Raw genomic sequence first — 19,435 nt, 5'->3', positions numbered from 1 at the left:
CCGCGCTGGTAGGCCATTCGCACTACCGCCCGACCTGTTCCCCGCGGGGCACTCCGGGCGGTAGTGCTGTATCCGGGGCGGTCACCGGATCGGCGGCGGGAGATGCGAAGCGTGGAACCGATGCAGGGGTACCGGGGCGCCTCGTCCGGGCGGCGCCGCGGCCGGGTGATCCGGCGCAAGGAGATGCCGCTCTGGCAGGAGCTTCCGCTGCTGCTGGTCGTCGCCTTCTGCCTCGCCGTGCTCATCCGCACCTTCCTCGTGCAGGCGTTCTTCATCCCCTCCGGCTCGATGGAGAACACCCTCCTCGTCGGCGACCGGGTGCTGGTCAACAAGGTCGTCTACGACATGCGTGACCCGCTCCGCGGCGAGATCGTGGTCTTCCGCGGCACCGACAACTGGGCCCCCGAGCAGCCCGCCGAGCCCATCAGCAACACGTTCGGCGCGAAGCTCGGCCGCACCATCGGCGACCTGGTCGGTGCCGGTCGCCCCGGCGAGCGCGACTTCATCAAACGGGTGATCGGGCTCCCCGGCGACAAGGTGGCCTGCTGCGACGACCAGGGCCGGATCACGGTCAACGGCGAACCCATCGACGAACCGTACGTCCAGGAGAACTCCCCGCTGGACGCCCCGCCGAACCCGCGTCAGTGCACCAGCCGGCGCTTCGCCGAGGTGACCGTTCCGGCCGGCCAGATGTTCGTCATGGGCGACCACCGCCTGGTGTCCCAGGACGCCCGCTGCCAGGGTCCGGTGCCGATCGACAACGTGATCGGGCGCGCCTTCGTCGTCGTGTGGCCGACAAGCCGCTTCACGGGCCTCTCCGTGCCGGACAACTGGAAGGCGTACGGAACCGCCCATCCGGTCGCAGCCGCACCGATGGGCGCCCGCCCGGAGCGCGCCCCCGATCCGGCCACCACGGCGGTTACGTTGCCGTTCCTGCTAAGTGTCGGCGTATCCGCGCGTTCCGGACTGTGGTTCAGCCCGCGGCGACGTAGGCTCCGTTCGTGATTGACGAGCAGACCGGCGAGAAGCGCCGTGGATCCTTCTGGCGCGAGCTGCCCATCCTGCTGGGCGTGGCGATTCTCGTGGCCGTCCTGGTCCGGGCCTTCGTCCTGCAGACCTTCTACATCCCGTCGCCGTCGATGGAGCACACGCTCAACGTCTGGGACCGGGTGCTGGTCAACAAGCTCGTCTACGACTTCCGCGACCCCCGCCGCGGCGAGATCGTCGTCTTCAAGGCGCCCACCGACTGGCAGAGCGGCACCGAGGGCGAGGACTTCATCAAGCGCATCATCGGCGTCGGTGGCGACCACCTGGTCTGCTGCGACGCCCAGCAGCGCCTGATCATCAACGGCCACTCCCTCGACGAGCCGTACATCTACAAGGACGCCGACGGCAACCAGGACCCGGCGGCCGACGAGCCGTTCGACATCACCGTGCCCGCCGGCCGGCTCTGGGTGATGGGCGACCACCGGTCGGCGTCCGGCGACTCCCTCGAGCACTGGGAGCAGAGCGAGAACATCGAGGAGGCCACCATCGAGGCCGACTCGATCGTGGGCCGCGCCTTCACCATCTTCTGGCCGGTCGGGCGCGCCACCTGGCTGCCGGTGCCCGGGCAGTTCGACGACATCCCGGACCCGGCCCCCGCCAAGTAGCGCGGACCCCGGCTCAAGATCGATGTCCGGCGCAATAGGCTGGTGGGCGTGACCCACATCGACCGGCGCGCCGCCCGGGTGCTCCTCACCGACGCGGACGGGCGCGTGCTGCTGCTGCACGGCACCGATCCGGCCCGTCCGGGCAAGCGGTGGTGGATGACCCCCGGCGGCGGTGTGGACGACGGCGAGACGCCCGCTCAGGCGGCCGCCCGGGAGCTGTTCGAGGAGACCGGGCTGCGGGTCGAGCCGGTCGCGCTGGGGGAGCCCGTGCATCACGAGGTGGCCGAGTTCAGCTACGACGCGCGGCAATACCGGCAGACCCAGGACTTCTTCGCGTACGGGGTGACCGCCTGGGACGTCGACGGGGCGGGCCTCGACGCGGAGGAACGCCGCACCATCATCGGGCACCGCTGGTGGTCCGCGGCCGAGGTCGAGGCGTCCGCCGAGGAGATCTATCCGCCCGGCCTCGCCGAGCTGCTGCGGCGGTGCGTACCCTCGCGGGGCTTCTGATGCTGGCACCACCGCGGACCGTGGTCCGCCGCGAGGGCGGCCTCTACGCCCTGGAACGCGCGCTGCAACGCCGGGGCTTCACCCACGTCGCCGGCGCCGACGAGGCCGGTCGTGGCGCCTGCGCCGGGCCGCTGGTGGCCGGTGCCGCGATCCTGCCCGAGGGCAAGCGCGGCGAGATCGAGGAGCTGGCCGACTCCAAGCTGCTGACGCCGGCCGCCCGCGAGCGCGTCTACGAGCAGGTCGTCAAGCGCGCCCTGGCCTGGTCGGTGGTGATCGTCCCGCCCGCCGAGGTGGACGCCCGCGGCCTGCACGTCTGCAACCTCGCGGCGATGCGCCGGGCGCTGGCGTCCCTGTCCACGAGGCCCGACTACGTGCTCACCGACGGCTTCCCGGTCGACGGCCTCGGCGCCCCCGGCCTGGCGGTCTGGAAGGGCGACCGGGTCGCGGCCTGCGTGGCGGCGGCCAGCGTGCTGGCGAAGGTCACCCGGGACAGGCTGATGGTGGAGCTCGACGGGCACTACCCCCACTACGGGTTCGCCGTGCACAAGGGGTACATCACCGACGAGCACAGCGCGGCGTTGACGGCTCATGGGCCGTGTGTGGAGCATCGGTTCTCGTACGTGAACGTGGCGGCGGCCTCCGGCCGGGGCAACCGGCCACCCCGGGCCCGGCGCCCCGCGAGCGGCGTCACCCCAGGTTCGAGCGCGGGTTCCGCCGAGCCGCTGATGCTGTGGCCGGAGCTGGAGGGTACCGTCGGCGTGGCGTCGGGCGAGCAGCCTCGGCCGCCGGTGCCGGTGGGGGAAGATGAGGCCATGGAGGGCGAGAAGCGATGAGCGCAGAGGATCTCGAGAAGTACGAGACCGAGATGGAGCTGCAGCTCTACCGGGAGTACCGCGACATCGTCCGCCAATTCTCGTACGTGGTGGAGACGGAACGCCGCTTCTACCTGGCGAACCAGGTCGACCTGCACGTCCGCAACTCCGACGGCGAGGTGTATTTCGAGGTCGAGATGCACGACGCGTGGGTGTGGGACATGTACCGCCCGGCGAGGTTCGTGAAGAACGTTCGCGTCATGACCTTCAAGGACGTGAACGTGGAGGAGCTCGAGAAGCCGGACATCTCCCTGCCCGACGACGCCAACTTCGGCGGCTGAACCGGGTTTTCCACAGGGCGTCCGCGGGGCGGGGTGCTGATCGGGCAGCATGCCCGGCATGGTTCCGCTTCTGTCGCTCCTGCTGTCCGTCGTCTTCCACTGGCCGGTCCCTGATCCGCAGGTGACCCGCCGCTTCGACCCGCCACCCCGGCCCTGGCTCTCCGGCCACCGCGGTGTCGACCTGTCGGCGAGCCCGGACGCCCCCGTCCGAGCCCCGGCCGCCGGCACCATCGTCTTCACCGGCACGGTCGCGGGCCGCGGCGTGGTGAGCCTCGCCCACCCCGGCGGCCTGCGCACCACCTACGAGCCCGTGAGCCGGACGACCCTGAGGGTGGGGGACGAGGTGGCGGCGGGGCAGGAACTCGGCAGACTCGCGGCGGGGCACCCGGGCTGCCCCGCGGCGGCCTGCCTGCACTGGGGACTCCGCCGCGGCAGCGAGTACCTCGACCCGCTGGTGCTGCTGGGGTTCGGCAGGGTTCGCCTCCTGCCACTGTGACGGCTCGTCCCGCGGCCCCTTTTCCCGCAGTCCCGCGGTTGCGCGGTCCCTGGTCCCGCGGTTGCGCGGTCCCTGGTCGCGCGGTTGCGCGGTTGCGCGGTCCCGCGGTCGCGGGTTGCGGGTTGCGTGGCTACTTGGCTCGGGTCACCGTGGTCTTGTCGGTGCCGTCCAGAGTGGCGATCCGGGGGCGGCACGGTCCTCACCGCTTCCGCTGTGCCGTCCCGGATCGCCGACACCTGGTGCGGGCCGCCGGCCGCTGCCGCGTGTGCCGACCAGGCCGCAGCCGGCGAGACCCAGCCTGGTCGCGGCCGTGCTTACGCGGGTTCGACCGGCAGCCAGAGCTCGCACGTCGCCGTGCTGAAGTCGGCCGCCCGGTCCAGGACCGCGACGATCTCCGGGCCGGGGCGCAGCCGCCACGGATTGGCGGGGAACCACTCGCTCGCCGTCGCGGCCCAGGTCCGCTGCAGGGCCTGCGGGTGCGGCCCGGACGTCCGGAAGACCGCCCACCGGCCCGCCGCGACCTCGATGGTGTCGAGGTCGCCGGGGACCGGGGTGGCCGGGGAGACGGCCACGCCGTGCAGGTAGGTCAGCTCGCAGCCCTCGGCGCGGTCCGGGTCGAGGTCGGCGCTGACTGCGAGCAGGCCGGCCGGTTCGGTGTCGCCGAGGGCCTTCAGGCGCTGGTGCTCCTCGGGCGGCAGGGCGGTGATGTGCCGCTGGATGTGCGGGTTGGCGCCCCAGTGGACCAGCGGTACGCGGGCGGCGTGCCCCACGAGCCGGAACGCGGGGTGGTCGGCGATGCGGGTGTCCATGCGTTCGCTCCCTTCGACGGTCAGGCGGAACCTGAGCTGTGGTTGTGCGCGAAGGGGGCCTCCGTCGCGGCGTACGTCACCGGGGGCGGCGCCGTGGACCGCCCGGAACGCCCGCCCGAACGCCTCCGCCGAGCCGTAGCCGTGCCGGACGGCGATGCCCAGCAGGTCCCGCTCGGCGCGGACGACGTCGGCGGCGGCCACGGTCATCCGCCGGCGGCGCACGTACTCCGACAGCGGCATGCCGGCCAGCGACGAGAACATCCGCCGCAGGTGGTGTTCGGTCGTGCCGAGCTCCCGGGCCGCGTCCTCGACGTCGAAGTCGCCGGCCAGGTGCTCCTCGACGAGGTCGACCAGCCGGTTCAGTGCCGCGATCATGAGGCCTCCTCCGGCTACCACCCTGGCCGGGGACGCGCCGGTCGCGCCCGATCGCAGCGGACCGATCCGATCGGCCGCAGGCCGGGTGCTCAGCGCAGGTCGTTCAGCAGGGCCGGGAGGTGCTGCGCCAGGCTCTCGTACTCCTCCGCCTGGTTGTAGACCTGGGCGCTCAGCCGCAGCCAGCCGCGCCCGCCCCACGCGTTCACGGCCACCTCGGTGGCCAGCTTGTCGGCGATGCGCTGCCGCACCGCGTGGGCCTCCGCATAGGTGGTCCCGATGCCCGACGGCAAGGGCAGCACGCGCATCGAGGCCTCGGCCGCGCCCGGGTCCGGCAGGTCGGCCGGCGCCAGGCCGAGGGCGGCACCGACAACCCGCTGACCGTACGCCGCCAGCGCCGCATTGTGCCGTCGCACGGCCTCCACCCCGAGCGTACGCAGGGTGAACAGTCCCGTGGGCGCGGCCAGCCACGACGTGTAGTCGAGCGTGCCCTGGAACTCGACGTTCAGCGGGAAGCCGGCGTCCTGTTCCCACGACACGACGAGCGGTTCCATCCGGCGCCGCCACGGCGGGGCGACGACGAGCAGCGCCGTGCCGCGCGGCGCGTACCCCCACTTGTGCAGGTTCCCCACCCAGAAGTCGGCGCCGATGCGGTCCACGTCGACGGGCAGCATGCCGGGCACGTGGGCGGCGTCGACCAGCACCGGAATGTCATGCGCGCGGGCGGCCGTGGCGATCTCGCGTACCGGAAGGACCTTGGCCGTGGGGGAGGTGATCTGGTCGACGACGAGCAGCCTGGTCCGGCCGGGCCGCAGCGCACCCCGGATGCGGGCCACCACCTCGTCGTCCCCCGCGTCGACGGGCAGCGCCACCGTGCGGGCTGTGGCGCCGTCGCGCCGGCACTGCCTGCGGGTGGCGAGCGCGTTAGCGCCGTACCCATGATCGGTGAGCAGGACCTCGTCGCCGGGCCGCAGCCGCACCGATTGCAGGACCAGCGAGACGCCGGCGGTGGTGTTCGGCACGAGCGCGCTGCCCTCCGGGTCGGCGCCGAGGAACTGCGCCAGATGCCGTCGGGTATGGACGATCCGGTCGGTGAGCGCGGGCGCCCGGAAGAACGCCATCGGGTTACGCTCGGCCTCGTCGCGCAGGCGCCGCTGGGCCCGCTGCACGCCGATCGGCACCGCACCGAACGCGCCGTGGTTGAGGTAGGCGATGGCGGCGTCCAGGGAGAAAAGGAGGCGCGCTCCCGGGATGGGCGGGGGCGGGTCTCCGGCGCTCACGCTGCGATCGTACGTCACGGCCCGCGATCGGGGGCGTGATCGAGCCCCGCCTGTGGATCAGGCGCGCGGATGGGCCTGTTTGAAGGCCTCCCGGAGCCGCTCGGTCGATACGTGCGTGTAGATCTGCGTGCTCGACAGCGACGCGTGACCCAGCAGATCCTGCACCGCCCGCAGGTCCGCACCCCCGTCCAGCAGGTGCGTGGCCGCCGAGTGGCGCAGATCGTGCGGACTCGTGTGCGGCAGCCCGGCGGCGCGCGCCGCGGCGTCAACGATCCGGCGCACCACGGTCTGCTGCAGGCGCCCGCCGCGCGCCCCGAGGAACAGGGCGTCGCCGCTGCCGGCGTGCGCCAGCTTCGGCCTCCCGTGGCGCAACCATTCGTCGAGCGCGCGCTGCGCCGGCAGCCCGTAGGGAACCGCACGCTCCTTGGCGCCCTTGCCGAAGACGCGGATCACCCGCCGCCCCTCGTCGAGGTCGGCGACGTCCAGGCCGCAGAGCTCACTGACGCGTACGCCGGTCGCGTACAGCAGCTCCAGCACTGCTCTGTCCCGTACGGAATGCGGGTCGTCCGTGGCAACGACCAGCTCGGCCGCCTGCTCGGCGCGCAACACCGACGGAAGATCGCGATGCGCCTTCGGGCTGGCCAGCGGCGCCCCCACATCGGCCGCGCACAGCCCGCCCCGATGCGCCCACGCCGTGAACGCACGCGCCGCCGCCGCCCGCCGAGCCTGAGAACTCCGCGCGGCCCCATCGGCCATCCGCCGGGCCAACCACCCCCGGAGCACCCTGATATCGAGATCGGCGGGCGTGGCGCACCCGGCCCGCGCGGCATGCCCGAGCAAAGAGACAACATCACCGACATACGCCCGTACGGTGTGAGCGGAGCGATTCTCGACCCGCGCGAGATGCAGCCCGAAGTCGTCGACGGCCTGTCGCATGGCAGCGGGCAGGGCTTCGTGCTCGGCGCGGGTACTCATCGGTCTTGCTCCACGGCCCTATCATTCCGTGTTTGGAGGCGGCGTGCCCGCTGCACTGTGGGGAGGTCGCATGCGCCTTGTCGCCGCCGGTCCGTCCCGCCCCGCCTCGTCCTGGCCGGCGCGTGTCTCGGCCTGGCGGCCTGGTGCCCTGCCCCGCCGCGGGTTCGTTCCGCGGACGTCGCGCCGTGCCACCGTCCTTCTCGCGGTGGTGCTCACTCTGGCAGCCTGTTCCACTCCTTCCGGAACGCGAACCGGCCCGCCCACCACAGCACCGACGGCGGCGGCGAACGCCGGGCTGGGCAACGCCCCGACGTCCTCCGCCCCGCCTTCCTCCGCCTTGCCGTCCTCCGGTCCTGCCGCCTCACCGCAGGTGGTGACCGAGGCTGCCTTCGCGTCGCCGTCAGGCAACATCGGCTGCTATCTGACCGAGGAGGCGGCCCGCTGCGACATCGCCAAGAAGTCCTGGTCGCCCGGCGCGGCGCCGGCGGACTGCCAACTCGACTGGGGCTCCGGCATCGCGGTAGCCGGAACAGGCGAGGCCACCTTCACCTGCGCCGGCGACACGGTCCTCGGCGCGAAGGACAAGCTCGAGTACGGCCGGTCGCTCAAGGCGGGCGACTTCCGCTGCGACAGCGAGCCGCAAGCGATGCGCTGCGAGAACGAGGCGTCGGGCCACGGCTTCACCCTCGCCAAGGAGCAATACAACATCTTCTGAGCCGGGGTGCTCGTGGATTTTCTGAGCCGGGCGCTCGTGGATTTTCTTAGCCGGGGTGGCCGTGGATCTTGTGAGCCGGCGTGGCCGTGGTTCCATCGGCCGGCCGGTTTTGTCGGACCCTCGTTCTAGGGTCGGACCATGGCGAGTTGGCAGCAGATCGAGAAGGACAATCCGGAGTTCGCCACCAAGGTGAGAGCTCTCTTCGACGCCGGCACCAACAAGACGATCGCAACGCTCCGCAGGGACGGCTCCCCGCGCATCAGCGGCACCGAGCTCAAGTTCCACGGCGGCGAGGCCACCTTCGGCTCGATGAGCGACTCGAGGAAGCTCCACGACATCCGCCGCGACCCCCGCGTCGCCATCCACAGTCCCACCCTGGAACCCCCACCCGACCACCCCGAACAATGGCCCGGCGACGCCAAACTCACGGGCACGGCCCTGGAGATCCCCCCACCCGAAGAACACGCCGGCGACGGCTCCGGCCACTTCCGCGTCGACATACGCGAGGTCTCGGTCACGTACGTGGGCGACCCCGCCGACCACCTGGTCATCGAATCCTGGGACGAGAAACACGGCTACCGCCGCCGCACCCGGAAGTAATAACCGAGCCCAAGGGAGCGGCAAGAGACGAGAAACACGGCTACGGCCGCCGCATCCGGAAGTAACCACCGAGCCCGGGGGAGCGGCAAGACCCGCTGCCCAGCCCGGCAACGGCCCCGCATCACGGCACGAATCAGCCGACCGGGTGATGCTCCGGTGGGCCGCACGCGTGGGCTCGAAGCCTCGCCGCGGGGTGCCGAGGTGTTGCCGCGGGGTGCCGAGGTGTTGCTGCGGGGTGCCGAGGTGTTGCTGCGAGGCCGAGGTTTTGCTGCGGGGCGCCGAGGTGTTTCCGCTGTCGACCCGAGGCGTCGGCCGATGTGCGACGTCCCGTGGGCCGGCTCGCTTGTCGCACCGCTTGCTCTGAGTTCGCTGCCGTGGTGCGACGTCTGCCGTCTGCTGCCGAGCCTGGCCGTGCTCCGTGGCACCGATTGCCCGGCGCGCGTCGTTGCCGTGTGGTGTGGTGGCGGCGCCTGGCGTGCGCCGTTGTGCTGCGGGGTGATTCGGGCGCCGTTGGGTCACGGTGGATGTGTCCGGCGCGCGGCTGGGGCCGGAGCCCGCCAGTGGCCCAAAGGCGTCGCAGGTGGTCAGGGGCGGGCCAGCTGCACGCGGTCAGCGGGGTGCACCGTTACTGTGCCGTCGGCGGCTGTGACGACCAGGACCGGAACGCCTTCGCCGAGGCGGTGGGTGCGGCGCTCGGCGTCGGTGGGCATGCGGGCGCCGGCCTTTTCGCCGCGGGCGAGGGTCACGATTTCCATCGGCTCAGGCACGCGTACGAAGGTGCCCCGTGGACGGTCCACCGTGACCAGGCCCTCGGTGCGGAGCTGGCCGATCGCCTGCCGGACGGTGGTACGACTGATGCCGTGCTCCTGGGCGAGGCGCCGTTCGCTCGGCAGCGGTTCGCCCGGTGCGAGGTCGCCGGTCTCGATCTGGCTGCGCAGCAGATCGGCGAGCTGGCGGAAGACCGCGCGGTCGGCCGAGGGATCGATCATGACAGACACCGTACGTGGTCACGATGCTCCATAATATTGTACGTACGAACGTACATCGGTATGATCGTACTGCCACGCTGAGAAGGCCGAGCTTGATCGCGTGGCGAGCGGCGGTCGGCAGTCCCCCAAGGCCCCGGCCGCCGTCTACCCGTCACTGTCGGGTCATCCGGGGCTGTCCGGGTCTTCCGCCCACAACTCCGCCTCGCGGGCGTCGCCGTCGTCGTTCTGACCCTGCGACCGGTTCCCCGACTGCTCCGGCACCACAACCGAACCCGGCGCGCGCGTCGGGGACCTGCCCGTGGTTCCCGCCTCGTCGGCCGATGCCTCCGACCCGCACGACGAATCCGAGAACGCAGCCAACTCCGTTGCCTCGGCCGGTTTCTCCAGCGCGTGCGGGCGATCCGTGTCCGCGGCCGACTCCATTGCTTCGGCCGGTGTGTCCGGTGTGTCCGGCGCGTGCGGTCGATCCGTGTTCGTGGCTGGCTCCGTCGCTCCGGCCGGTGTCCGCGGGGTTCGCTGCTGGGGTGGTTCCGCAGCGGTGGGCGGTGCGTCGGCTAGTGGCGCGGGTGCGGGTGTGGGTGGTGGGGGTGAGCCGGTGGCTTGGGTGGCTGTGGCCGGTGTCCGCGGGGTGTGCTGCTGGGGTGGTTTCGCAGCGGTGGGCGGTGCGTCGGCTGGTAGCTCGGGCCTGGGTGGCTGTGGTGAGAGTGTAGCCGGTTCGGCCGGTGTCCGCGGCGTGTGCTGCTGGGGTAATTCCGCAGCTGTGCGCGGTGCGTCGGCCGGTGGTTCCGGCGCGTGCGGTTCTGGTGGGAGTGCGGCCGTATCCGGTGAGTCCGGTGAGGTCTCGTCCGTCAGCTCTCCGGGGCGTATCCAGCCCAGGAAGCGGAGCCACAGGTCGGGCGGCGGCATCCCGGTGCTGTTCGCCAGGTCCCGGGCCGCTTCCGGCAGGAACGAGGACATGTAGATCGTCAGGCTCGACGGGAACTGGGCGTACTCCACGGCCAACTCTTCCTTCGCCTCGGGGCACGGCCACGGCTGCGAACAGGTCCCGCATTCCCACCGGGGTGGCACTGCCGGGTGCTTGATGACGGGCCACTTCTTCGCGTACGGAAGCTTCACCATGGGCGGCCCCGGCGCTTCTCCCGCCGATCGTCCTCATCGCCGAAGTCGGCGTGCCACGGTGTCGTCTCCGGCGCGAGCCGTCGGCCGAGTAGGTCGCCGAAGTCGCAGATCTCAGGTACGCGGGGACGATCACCGTCACCTCCTCCGAAAGCCGTGGTACATCCTGTGCCGGTCATGTGTGTCCCAGCCCTGCCCGGAAGGCCTGCGCCGGCGTCAACCCGCCGGCCCGACCGATCTGCGACAACGGCATCGTCGGCGCCGCCCAAGCCGGTCTCGCGTGGCGGTACACCGTGGACGGTTCGGGTGCGGGCTGTTCCTTGGCCGGGTGGTTCTCGACGGGTGGGGAGGGCTGAACGGCATCAAGCGGACGCGAGAGTGCGTCCGCCGAAGGGATTGCTGTGGTCTTCCACCATCCGGTGCCTGTCGCCGAGGTGCCACCTCGTGCGCTCGGTGCATCGGGGAAATCTGGTCGCGGGCCTTCGCTTGCCGGATGTGCCTCGTCATCCGTACTGGTGCGGGTTGCCTCGTGCGGTTGGTCGGGCTCGTCCGGTTCCCGCGGCTGGGGGATGTGCCCTCTCGGTGCTCGGCATTCGGCGTTCGCGTGAATGTGGCGGGCGACGGGAGGCTTGGGTGCCGGCATGGCGGCGGGAGGGAAGGTCCTGGGCGCGGAGGCGCATCGCGGCTGCCGGTCCTGGCTCGCGCCGAGCCGGCTGTAGGACCGCTCTCCAGCCCGCCCTGTCGGCGGCGCGACCGACCAGAGCCGGCCTGACGGCGCGGAGGCCGACGAAAGCCGACCAGGCGGCGGGTAGACCGACGCGGGTCGGCCCGGTGATTGAGCCGTCGTGGGCCGGCCCGGTGATTGAGCCGTCGTGGGCCGGCCCGGTGATTGAGCCGTCGTGGGCCGGCCCGGTGATTGAGCCGTCACGGGCCGGCCCGGTGAAAGAGACGTGGCGGGCCGGCCCGGTGGTTGGGACCTCGCCGGCTGGGCCGGTGGGCGGGACCTCGCCGGCTGGCCCGGTAGGTAGGGCGTCGCGGGGTGGGGCGGGAGGGACGGATGGAGGTGGCGGGCCGGGAAGGGCTGGGGGTGGCGGCGGGGCGGGAAGAATGGTGTTCCGGCTCGGAGGCGGGGGTCTCTCGTCGTCGGCTCGTACGGTTCGTCGTGGGCGGGGGAGAACGTCGGCAGGGCCCCGTGCGGGAACGGCGTCGGACGGGGGTGGGCCGGCGGCGCCCAGCCGTGGGGAGTGGGGGTGCCCGTTCCGCCGGGTGGCGGAACGGGGCGGGGATCCGGCACGGTGAAGCCTCCGAGCGGCGGCTGGTCGCTGTCGCCCGGTCGGATGGCGGTGAGGGCACAGGGCACCGGGCGGCCGCAGGTGCAGCGGCGCCACAGGCTGCGCCAATGGCGTCTGTGGGCGGTTGCCGGCGGGACCTGATCGGGGTCCCGCCTGGGTGGGCTAGTCATGGGACCACCATAGTTGACGGGTAACTAGCTGTCTTTTACCAAGTTGACCCATGACTAATAGTCATACGCCTACGGTCGATCATGTGGCTAAGTCGATCCGACTCATGGGTGCGCATGAGATCCGCGTCCGCCTGGGCGGGGTGAGCCGGCAGCGGGCGTACCAGATCACCAGCAGGGCGGACTTCCCCGCGCCGCTGGCGGATCTCGCGCAGGGCAAGGTGTGGCTGGCCGAGGACGTCGAGGCCTGGATGAAGGTGCACCGCAAGGACATCGACGACTCCGAGGCGTAGCCTCAGCCCGGCGGGACATCTGTGCGGGCCACGGCCGCCCGGGCCAGCGCCGCGAGGGCTATGCCGTCCTCCCGGCGTACGATCAGGCCCTTGAGCTCCAGAAGCGACAGACGCCGCAGGACCGTGCGCAGGCCCAGCCCCGACCTCGCGGCCAGCTGTTCCGGCCCCGCGGTGCCGTGGTGCGGCACCGCCTCCAGGACCAGCGCCGACTCCTCGTCGAGACCGTCCCGGGCGTGATCGCCGCCCCGGGCCGGCTCCGCCAGGTATTCGCCGATCCGGCCGACCTCGTCCAGCACGTGCGCCACGTTCGTCACGAGGCGGGTCTCGGGGAAGCGGCGCAGCAGTTCGTGACAGCCGACGGACATCGCCGAGGTGACCGGCCCGGGCACGACCATCGCACGCCGGTTGAGGGCCACCACCCGGCTCATCGTCTGCACGGCGCCGCTGCGGGCCGCCGCCTCGACCACCACGGTTCCCGCCGTCGCGGCGGCGATGACCCGGTTACGGATCAGGAAACGGTGCCGGAGCGGCTCGGCGCCCGGCAGCCACTCGCTCATCAACAGCCCGCTCTCCGCGATCTGCTCGAACAATCCGGAATTGCCCATCGGGTACGGCCGGTCCACCCCGCAAGCCAGCACGGCGACCGTGAACCCGCCCGCCGCCAGCGCCGAGCGATGCGCCGCCGCGTCGATCCCGAACGCCCCGCCGGACACCACGGTCCACTCCTGCTCGGCCAGCCCGTACGCGAGGTCGGTGGTGACGTGCTGGCCGTACGGTGTGGCCGCCCGCGCCCCGACGACCGCGACGGACCGCTCGAAGGCGTCGCCCAACGGCCGTGAGCCGCGCACCCAGAGGCACAACGGCGGCCGCACGTCCCGGTTGATCCGCCCGCCGGCGTCCAGTTCCAGCATGGCCAGCGCCTCGACCCCACCGGGCCACTCCGCGTCGGCCGGCACGACCACCCGCGCCCCGAGGCGCTCGGCGCGGCGCAGGGCCACCTCGGCCACCCGCCGCGGATCCCCCGGACCGGACCGCACCGCCACCGCCGTACGCAGAGCCGCCTCCGCGATGTCACCACCCATCAGCCGTTCCAGGGTCTGCTCGGCCCCATAGGCCCGCACGAGCTGCCAGACGACGCGATTGCCGGGCTCGGCGAGATAGGTGAGCGCCACCCGCGCCATCCGATCGGCGTCGCTTCCCGGCCCCGAGCTACTCACGCGGGCACCTTCCTACTGTCCGTCGTCCGGAAGCGGTCGCCGGTCACCGGGGTGAACCCGCCGCGCGGTTCAGTCCGCGGCTTGTCGAGCATGTGCGTCTCCCATCCTGAGCTGAGCGGCTTCGTCCACGTCGGAGCCTCCGGGTCTGTCCCGCCCGTCGAGGTCCGAGATCGACCACGCCAGGCGCAGGATGCGGTCGAAGCCGCGGGCGGACAGCGAGCCTCGTTCCAGTCCCGCCCGCAGGGCTCGGGTGTCGCGCGGTGGCAGGCGCCACGGCGGGCGGCGCAGCTGAGGACCGGGCACGTCGGCGTTGACCCGCCATCCCTGCGGTTTCCAGCGCGCGGCGGCCGCGGCGCGGGCGGCCGCGACCCGGGCCGCCACCTTCTCGGACGACTCCGCCGGCGTCTCCGTCGTCATCAGCTGGGCCACGCTCAGCGGCTTGAGCTTGATGTGGATGTCGATCCGGTCCATCAGCGGGCCGGACAGCTTGCCGAGGTAGCGGCGCCGGGCGACCGCGGAGCACTGGCAGTGCTGGTCGCCGGCCGGGTTGGCGCAGGGGCACGGGTTCGCGGCGATGATCATCTGAACCCGCGCGGGGTATTCCGTCGTGCCACGGGCGCGGGCGAGCACCACGTGGCCGCTCTCCAGCGGTTGGCGGAGGGCCTGCAACGTCAGGTGGGCGAATTCCGGTGCCTCGTCCAGGAACAGGACACCGCGATGGGCCAGCGACAGCGCGCCGGGCCGGGCGAGCCCGGATCCGCCGCCGACGAGCGCCGCCAGGCTGGCGCTGTGGTGCGGGGCCTGGAACGGGGGGCGCCGGATCAGCTCCCCGTCGGGCGGGAGGACGCCCGCGATGGACTGCAGGGCGGTCACTTCGAGGGCCGAGGCGTCGTCCAGCTCCGGCAGGATCGAGGGCAGGCGCTCGGCCAGCATGGTCTTGCCCGCGCCGGGCGGTCCGATCAGGGCGAGGTGGTGTCCGCCCGCCGCGGCGACCTCCAGGGCGTAGCGGCCGAACTCCTGTCCGGCGATGTCCGCCAGATCCGGGCCGCTCGCGCCGGCCGGCGCCCGGGGAGGGGGCGGATCGAGCAGCCGCCCCTCGCCGCGGATGAAGGACACGAACCGGTGCAGCGAGTCGACCGCGCCGACGGTGATCCCCGGCACGACGGCCGCCTCGCGGGCGTTGCCCTGCGGGACGACGACGCGGGTGATCCCGGCCTCCGCCGCGGCCGCGACCATGGGCAGCACCCCGCGGACGGGACGCACCGCGCCGTCCAGACCCAGCTCGCCGAGGACGACGACGCGCTCCATCGGCGCGATCGGCAGCTCGCCGGCGCTGGCGAGAAGGGCGCAGGCGATCGCGAGGTCGAAGCTGCTGCCGTGCTTGGGCAGCATGGCGGGCAGCAGGTTGACGGTGATCCGCCGGTTGGGCCAGACCTGCCCGGAGTTGACCAGGGCCGCGCGCACCCGGTCGCGGGCCTCGCTCAGCGCGGTGTCGGGCAGGCCGGTCAGCACGACCGCGGGCAGGCCGGGGGACAGGTCCGCCTCGACCTCGACGAGGTGGCCGCGCACCCCGACCAGGCCGACGCAGAGGACTCTTGCGTAGCTCATTCAGAACGCCGCGCGGATGTGTTCGATGCGGCTTGCGCCCTTGGGCTGGGCGGTCACCGCCACCACGTCGAAGCGGACCTCGCGGGGGTGGATGCGGCTCTCCGAGAGCCAGCGGGCCGCGAGTCTGCGCAGGCGGTGGACCTTGGTGCGGGTGATGGCTTCCGCCGGGGTGCCGTACGTGTCGCTGCGGCGGGTCTTCACCTCGCAGAAGACCAGGTCGTTGCCGTCGCGGAGGATGAGGTCGATCTCTCCCTCGGCGCAGCGCCAGTTGCGGGCCAGGACGACGAGGCCCCGCTCGGTCAGGTGGCGTTCCGCGAGGCGTTCGCCGTACTCGCCGATCGCCCGTCTCTGGTTCGTCATGGGCGACACCCTGGCCTGATCGGGGGTGCTCGCGGGCTGCGGTTGTGGACGGAGCGCAACTGTGGATAACCGTACCGTCATCACTCGGAGGTGATACGGGCTCACCGGTGGCATACCGGGGCCGCGTCACCTACGGTGCGAAATCGTGGACGGACATCGCCGGTACGCCGAAGAGCCGGAGCCCAGCTGGTACACCGGGCAGCGCGCCCCTGCCGGGCCGGGCTCGGACCCCTACGAGTCGGGGGTGCACGAGCGCCCCAGCGGTGCGTTCCGGCTGCCGGAGCAGCGCCCCGCCGACCCGTACGCGGCGCCCGCCGGTTACTCGCCGCCGGATCCGGTCACCACGTCCGGTAGTCACTCGCTGTCGCCGACCGAATCCGGTTCGATGCGGATCCCGGTGTGCGGCCCGGAGTATCCGACCATCCGGCCGACCGGGGTGCCCGAGCCCGCCGCCGCGCCTGCCGTGTCGACGGTCACCACCACCACGACGTACGGGGCGAACGCCGCGCCGGGCCCGGCGCCGCTGGACGAGCCGACCAGCGTGGTGCCGCGGCTCGGGCGGCCGCCGGAGAGCGTGTACAACTCCCGCCGCCCGGTTTCCGCCGTGATCTTCGCCGTCGTCACCGCCGTCCTGCTCGTCCCGGCCGTCCTGTTGCTCGTGCAGGCGGCGTTCGTGGACGATCCGGCCGCCCGCGGGGTGGTCCCGGCGGTGCTGCTCGTGCTCGGGCTGCCGTTGACCGGGACGGGGCTCTACTCCCTGGCGACCGCGGGACGGGTGACCGGCCACGAAGCGTGGTTGCGTCCGCCGCTGGCGTACCTTCCGGTGGGTCTGGTCCTGTTGATCGCCGCCGGCCTGGGCGTCGCCTGACGGTCCGCACCCGCCCGGAGGCGGACCCCCGGGGGCACGGCGTATGCTTGTCGACGGCGACCGCCCCGTGCGGTCGACCTCGCGCGCCCTCTGCAACGTGCTTTGTCGATCAGTGCCGTGCTCGATCAGTGCCGTGTTCGATGATCAGCCGTCAGCGACGGCCCTCCCTGGTCCCGACCCCGTCGGGTCCATCCCGGGCCGGCGACCGGGCGCCAGGACGCCCACCGCCGGTGAGCGTGACAACCAGGGAAAACAGGGAGCAATTCACCATGGCCGTCGTGACCATGCGCCAGCTGCTGGAGAGCGGTGTCCACTTCGGGCACCAGACCCGGCGCTGGAACCCGAAGATGAAGCGCTTCATCTTCACCGAGCGCAACGGTATCTACATCATCGACCTGCGCCAGACCCTCGACTACATCGAGAAGGCCTACGCGTACGTGCGCGACACCGTCGCCGAGGGTGGCCACATCCTCTTCGTCGGCACCAAGAAGCAGGCCCAGGAGGCGATCGCCGAGCAGGCGACCCGCGTCGGCCAGCCGTACGTCAACCACCGCTGGCTGGGTGGCATGCTCACCAACTTCCAGACGGTGTACAAGCGCCTGCAGCGCATGAAGGAGCTCGAGGCTCTGGGTGACCTGACCGGCACCGCCGCCGGGTACACCAAGAAGGAGACCCTCCAGCTGTTCCGTGAGAAGACCAAGCTCACCAAGACCCTCGGTGGTCTGCGGGACATGACGAAGGTGCCGTCGGCGATCTGGGTCGTCGACACCAAGAAGGAGCACATCGCCGTCGACGAGGCCCGCAAGCTGGGCATCCCGGTCATCGCGGTGCTGGACACCAACTGTGACCCGGACGAGGTCGACTTCCCGATCCCGGGCAACGACGACGCGATCCGCTCCGCCGAGCTGCTGACCAAGGTCGTCGCCGCCGCCGTGGCCGACGGCCTGATCGCCCGCTCCGGCCGGGGCCGGGGTGCCGCTGACGAGAAGCCCGAGGCGACCACCGTCGCCGCCGGTGAGCCGCTGCCCGAGTGGGAGCGCGACCTCTACGAGGGCGCCGAGAAGAAGGCCGCGGACGCCGAGCCCGCCGCTGCCGAGCCCGCCGCTGCCGAGCCCGCCGCTGCCGAGCCGGCCGCCGCCGAGCCCGCCGTCGCCCAGCCCGCCGCGGCCGCCGCGGAGTAAGTCCTGCAGGAAGCCGGCCGCCTTCGGAGGCGGCCGGCCCCGCCAGATCTAGACTTCGACAGGATCAGAGAGAGTCATGGCCAACTACACCGCCGCGGACGTGAAGAAGCTCCGCGACCTCACCGGCGCCGGCATGATGGACTGCAAGAAGGCGCTCGACGAGTCGGACGGTGACTTCGACAAGGCCGTCGAGTTCCTGCGCATCAAGGGTGCTAAGGACGTCGGCAAGCGCGCCGGCCGCACCGCGGCCAACGGCATCGTGAGCCACTCCGGCACGGCGCTGCTCGAGCTCAACTGCGAGACCGACTTCGTCGCCAAGACCCCCGACTTCGTCGCGCTGGGCCAGACGCTGGTCGAGCACGGCTCGAAGATCAAGGCGGCCGACGCCGCCGCGCTGCTCGACTCGAAGCTCGAGGACGGCCGCGCCGTCGCCGACGTGATCCAGGAGTTCTCCGCCAAGATCGGCGAGAAGATCGTGGTCAACCGGTTCGCCGAGCTCGACGGCACCGTCGCGGTCTACCTGCACCGCAAGGCCCAGGATCTGCCGCCGCAGGTGGGCGTCCTGGTGCAGTATGCCGGCAAGGACGACGAGGCCGGCGCCGACGACGCCCGCGCGGTGGGCATGCAGATCGCCGCCATGCGGCCGAAGTTCCTCACCCGCGACGAGGTTCCGGCCGAGACGGTCGCCAACGAGCGCCGCATCGCCGAGGAGACCGCGCGCGAGGAGGGCAAGCCCGAGCAGGCGCTGCCCAAGATCGTCGAGGGCCGGGTGAACTCCTTCTTCAAGGACTTCGTCCTGCTCGAGCAGGCGTCGGTCACCGACAACAAGAAGACCGTCAAGCAGGTCGCCGCCGAGGCCGGCATCGAAGTCACGCGCTTCGTCCGGTTCGAGGTCGGCCAGGAGTAGGCGAACCGCCAGCGCACTGCGCGGGAGGCCGGGACGCGAGACAGCGCCCGGCCTCCCCGTCACATAAGGTCTCGGGTTAGCGAACGAAGGGCGGGGTCGGCATGACGATGGTGACCGAGCAGACTGTCGCGGTGGGCGAGGTTCCGGTTCCGCGGCCCGAACGGCCCCGGCGGGTCGTCCTCAAGCTCTCCGGCGAGGTCTTCGGCGGTGGCGCGGTCGGGGTCGACCCCGACGTCGTGCAGGGCATCGCCCGGCAGATCGCCACCGTGACGCGTCGCGGCGTGCAGATCGCCGTGGTGGTCGGCGGCGGCAACTTCTTCCGCGGCGCCGAGCTGCAGAAGCGCGGCATGGACCGCAACCGGGCCGACTACATGGGCATGCTCGGCACGGTCATGAACTGCCTGGCCCTCCAGGACTTCCTGGAGAAGGAGGGCATCGAGACGCGCGTGCAGACGGCGATCACGATGGCGCAGGTGGCGGAGCCGTACATTCCGCTGCGCGCGATCCGGCACCTGGAGAAGGGCCGGGTCGTCATCTTCGGCGCCGGTGCGGGCATGCCGTACTTCTCCACCGACACGGTCACGGCCCAGCGCGCGCTCGAGATCCACGCGGACCTGGTGCTGATGAGCAAGAACGGCGTGGACGGCGTCTATACCGCCGACCCGCGTACCGACCCCGGGGCCCGCAAGATCGAGCACATCACCTTCGCCGGCGTGCTCCAGCAGGGCCTGCGCGTCGCCGACCAGGCCGCGTTCAGCCTCTGCGAGGAGAACGGCCTGCCGATGCTCGTCTTCGGGGCGCAGGGCGACGACACCATCGTCCGCGCGGTCAGCGGCGAGAAGATCGGTACCTTGATCACCACGTGATCCCGCGGC

Annotated in this window: 20 protein-coding genes; 13 read left to right on the top strand and 7 right to left on the bottom strand. The window is 72.0% G+C overall.

Features of this window, described 5'->3' with window-relative positions; all coding sequences use genetic code 11:
- Positions 1-102 precede the first annotated feature (102 nt).
- The 6 genes from lepB (CLV70_RS07540) to CLV70_RS07515 are packed head-to-tail and all read left to right on the top strand — an operon-like array spanning position 103 to position 3,811.
- Complete coding sequence (gene lepB / locus CLV70_RS07540) at positions 103-1,005, top strand: signal peptidase I (protein ID WP_211303679.1); 903 nt, start codon at positions 103-105, stop codon at positions 1,003-1,005.
- On the top strand, positions 1,002-1,652 hold the full coding sequence (lepB, locus tag CLV70_RS07535; protein WP_106125682.1) for a signal peptidase I: 651 nt from the start codon (positions 1,002-1,004) through the stop codon (positions 1,650-1,652). The genes lepB (CLV70_RS07540) and lepB (CLV70_RS07535) overlap by 4 nt, the downstream gene beginning before the upstream one ends.
- A gap of 48 nt (positions 1,653-1,700) precedes the next feature.
- Positions 1,701-2,162 carry an NUDIX hydrolase gene (locus CLV70_RS07530; RefSeq protein ID WP_106126046.1) on the top strand — a complete coding sequence of 154 codons (462 nt, stop codon included), beginning with the start codon at positions 1,701-1,703 and terminating at the stop codon, positions 2,160-2,162.
- The gene (locus CLV70_RS07525; RefSeq protein WP_106126045.1) at positions 2,162-2,995 is read left to right on the top strand and encodes a ribonuclease HII; all 834 of its coding nucleotides are present in this window, start codon (positions 2,162-2,164) and stop codon (positions 2,993-2,995) included. Before CLV70_RS07530 ends, CLV70_RS07525 begins: the two co-directional genes overlap by 1 nt.
- Positions 2,992-3,315: a DUF2469 domain-containing protein gene (locus CLV70_RS07520; RefSeq protein ID WP_043532656.1), complete on the top strand. Its 324-nt coding sequence runs from the start codon at positions 2,992-2,994 to the stop codon at positions 3,313-3,315. The genes CLV70_RS07525 and CLV70_RS07520 overlap by 4 nt, the downstream gene beginning before the upstream one ends.
- A gap of 49 nt (positions 3,316-3,364) precedes the next feature.
- A complete protein-coding gene (locus CLV70_RS07515) occupies positions 3,365-3,811 on the top strand; it encodes a M23 family metallopeptidase (protein ID WP_425440123.1) in 447 nt (148 codons plus the stop codon).
- Between the two features lie 314 nt (positions 3,812-4,125).
- Here CLV70_RS07515 and CLV70_RS07510 read toward each other — a convergent pair whose 3' ends face one another.
- From CLV70_RS07510 to CLV70_RS07500, 3 genes are all read right to left on the bottom strand, one after another.
- Positions 4,126-4,995: an AraC family transcriptional regulator gene (locus CLV70_RS07510; protein WP_106125681.1), complete on the bottom strand. Its 870-nt coding sequence runs from the start codon at positions 4,993-4,995 to the stop codon at positions 4,126-4,128.
- A gap of 89 nt (positions 4,996-5,084) precedes the next feature.
- Positions 5,085-6,272: an aminotransferase class V-fold PLP-dependent enzyme gene (locus tag CLV70_RS07505; RefSeq protein WP_106126043.1), complete on the bottom strand. Its 1,188-nt coding sequence runs from the start codon at positions 6,270-6,272 to the stop codon at positions 5,085-5,087.
- A 57-nt stretch (positions 6,273-6,329) separates the two neighbouring features.
- Positions 6,330-7,247 carry a tyrosine recombinase XerC gene (locus CLV70_RS07500; protein WP_106125680.1) on the bottom strand — a complete coding sequence of 306 codons (918 nt, stop codon included), beginning with the start codon at positions 7,245-7,247 and terminating at the stop codon, positions 6,330-6,332.
- A gap of 373 nt (positions 7,248-7,620) precedes the next feature.
- Here CLV70_RS07500 and CLV70_RS07495 point away from each other — a divergent pair, with 373 nt between their 5' ends.
- Both CLV70_RS07495 and CLV70_RS07490 read left to right on the top strand, forming a co-directional pair.
- The gene (locus CLV70_RS07495; protein ID WP_211303678.1) at positions 7,621-7,962 is read left to right on the top strand and encodes a DUF6636 domain-containing protein; all 342 of its coding nucleotides are present in this window, start codon (positions 7,621-7,623) and stop codon (positions 7,960-7,962) included.
- 138 nt (positions 7,963-8,100) lie between these two features.
- Complete coding sequence (locus CLV70_RS07490) at positions 8,101-8,562, top strand: pyridoxamine 5'-phosphate oxidase family protein (RefSeq protein WP_106125678.1); 462 nt, start codon at positions 8,101-8,103, stop codon at positions 8,560-8,562.
- Positions 8,563-9,146: 584 nt separating this feature from the next.
- On the opposite strand, the gene CLV70_RS07485 is transcribed toward CLV70_RS07490, so the two are convergent.
- Positions 9,147-9,551 carry a GntR family transcriptional regulator gene (locus CLV70_RS07485; protein WP_106125677.1) on the bottom strand — a complete coding sequence of 135 codons (405 nt, stop codon included), beginning with the start codon at positions 9,549-9,551 and terminating at the stop codon, positions 9,147-9,149.
- A 2,682-nt stretch (positions 9,552-12,233) separates the two neighbouring features.
- Between CLV70_RS07485 and CLV70_RS07475 the strand changes: the two genes are divergently transcribed.
- Positions 12,234-12,419, top strand: coding sequence for a DNA-binding protein (locus CLV70_RS07475; protein WP_106125676.1), 186 nt, complete (start codon positions 12,234-12,236; stop codon positions 12,417-12,419).
- Positions 12,420-12,421: 2 nt separating this feature from the next.
- Here the strand turns inward: CLV70_RS07475 and CLV70_RS07470 are convergent, their stop codons facing one another.
- From CLV70_RS07470 to CLV70_RS07460, 3 genes are all read right to left on the bottom strand, one after another.
- A complete protein-coding gene (locus CLV70_RS07470; protein WP_106125675.1) occupies positions 12,422-13,600 on the bottom strand; it encodes a DNA-processing protein DprA in 1,179 nt (392 codons plus the stop codon).
- A gap of 105 nt (positions 13,601-13,705) precedes the next feature.
- Positions 13,706-15,244: a YifB family Mg chelatase-like AAA ATPase gene (locus CLV70_RS07465; protein ID WP_106125674.1), complete on the bottom strand. Its 1,539-nt coding sequence runs from the start codon at positions 15,242-15,244 to the stop codon at positions 13,706-13,708.
- Positions 15,245-15,604, bottom strand: a complete 360-nt coding sequence (locus CLV70_RS07460; RefSeq protein WP_106125673.1) for a YraN family protein — start codon at positions 15,602-15,604, stop codon at positions 15,245-15,247.
- A 145-nt stretch (positions 15,605-15,749) separates the two neighbouring features.
- Here CLV70_RS07460 and CLV70_RS07455 point away from each other — a divergent pair, with 145 nt between their 5' ends.
- The 4 genes from CLV70_RS07455 (at position 15,750) to pyrH (ending at position 19,426) form a co-directional block, all read left to right on the top strand.
- Positions 15,750-16,472 carry a hypothetical protein gene (locus tag CLV70_RS07455; RefSeq protein WP_106125672.1) on the top strand — a complete coding sequence of 241 codons (723 nt, stop codon included), beginning with the start codon at positions 15,750-15,752 and terminating at the stop codon, positions 16,470-16,472.
- A gap of 269 nt (positions 16,473-16,741) precedes the next feature.
- Positions 16,742-17,653: a 30S ribosomal protein S2 gene (gene rpsB, locus CLV70_RS07450; RefSeq protein ID WP_106125671.1), complete on the top strand. Its 912-nt coding sequence runs from the start codon at positions 16,742-16,744 to the stop codon at positions 17,651-17,653.
- Between the two features lie 76 nt (positions 17,654-17,729).
- On the top strand, positions 17,730-18,560 hold the full coding sequence (gene tsf / locus CLV70_RS07445) for a translation elongation factor Ts (RefSeq protein WP_106125670.1): 831 nt from the start codon (positions 17,730-17,732) through the stop codon (positions 18,558-18,560).
- Between the two features lie 101 nt (positions 18,561-18,661).
- Entirely contained in the window at positions 18,662-19,426 is a 765-nt protein-coding gene (gene pyrH / locus CLV70_RS07440) for a UMP kinase (RefSeq protein ID WP_106125669.1), read from the top strand.
- Positions 19,427-19,435 lie beyond the last annotated feature (9 nt).

It is taken from the genome of Pseudosporangium ferrugineum (genome assembly GCF_003002065.1).
GTDB classification, from domain to species: Bacteria; Actinomycetota; Actinomycetes; order Mycobacteriales; family Micromonosporaceae; genus Actinoplanes; species Actinoplanes ferrugineus_A.
The sequence above is the reverse complement of the archived record's forward strand: the minus strand, read 5'-3'. Positions and strand labels throughout refer to the sequence as shown.

Excerpts from the sequence above, each read along its gene's own strand:
- lepB (WP_211303679.1), top strand. The coding sequence starts at position 103 with ATGCGAAGCGTGGAACCGATGCAGGGGTACCGGGGCGCCTCGTCCGGG.
- CLV70_RS07525 (WP_106126045.1), top strand. The coding sequence starts at position 2,162 with ATGCTGGCACCACCGCGGACCGTGGTCCGCCGCGAGGGCGGCCTCTAC.
- CLV70_RS07520 (WP_043532656.1), top strand. The coding sequence starts at position 2,992 with ATGAGCGCAGAGGATCTCGAGAAGTACGAGACCGAGATGGAGCTGCAG.
- CLV70_RS07515 (WP_425440123.1), top strand. The coding sequence starts at position 3,365 with ATGCCCGGCATGGTTCCGCTTCTGTCGCTCCTGCTGTCCGTCGTCTTC.
- CLV70_RS07510 (WP_106125681.1), bottom strand. The coding sequence starts at position 4,995 with ATGATCGCGGCACTGAACCGGCTGGTCGACCTCGTCGAGGAGCACCTG.
- CLV70_RS07500 (WP_106125680.1), bottom strand. The coding sequence starts at position 7,247 with ATGAGTACCCGCGCCGAGCACGAAGCCCTGCCCGCTGCCATGCGACAG.
- CLV70_RS07490 (WP_106125678.1), top strand. The coding sequence starts at position 8,101 with ATGGCGAGTTGGCAGCAGATCGAGAAGGACAATCCGGAGTTCGCCACC.
- CLV70_RS07485 (WP_106125677.1), bottom strand. The coding sequence starts at position 9,551 with ATGATCGATCCCTCGGCCGACCGCGCGGTCTTCCGCCAGCTCGCCGAT.
- CLV70_RS07475 (WP_106125676.1), top strand. The coding sequence starts at position 12,234 with ATGGGTGCGCATGAGATCCGCGTCCGCCTGGGCGGGGTGAGCCGGCAG.
- CLV70_RS07470 (WP_106125675.1), bottom strand. The coding sequence starts at position 13,600 with ATGGCGCGGGTGGCGCTCACCTATCTCGCCGAGCCCGGCAATCGCGTC.
- CLV70_RS07465 (WP_106125674.1), bottom strand. The coding sequence starts at position 15,244 with ATGAGCTACGCAAGAGTCCTCTGCGTCGGCCTGGTCGGGGTGCGCGGC.
- CLV70_RS07460 (WP_106125673.1), bottom strand. The coding sequence starts at position 15,604 with ATGACGAACCAGAGACGGGCGATCGGCGAGTACGGCGAACGCCTCGCG.
- rpsB (WP_106125671.1), top strand. The coding sequence starts at position 16,742 with ATGGCCGTCGTGACCATGCGCCAGCTGCTGGAGAGCGGTGTCCACTTC.
- tsf (WP_106125670.1), top strand. The coding sequence starts at position 17,730 with ATGGCCAACTACACCGCCGCGGACGTGAAGAAGCTCCGCGACCTCACC.
- pyrH (WP_106125669.1), top strand. The coding sequence starts at position 18,662 with ATGACGATGGTGACCGAGCAGACTGTCGCGGTGGGCGAGGTTCCGGTT.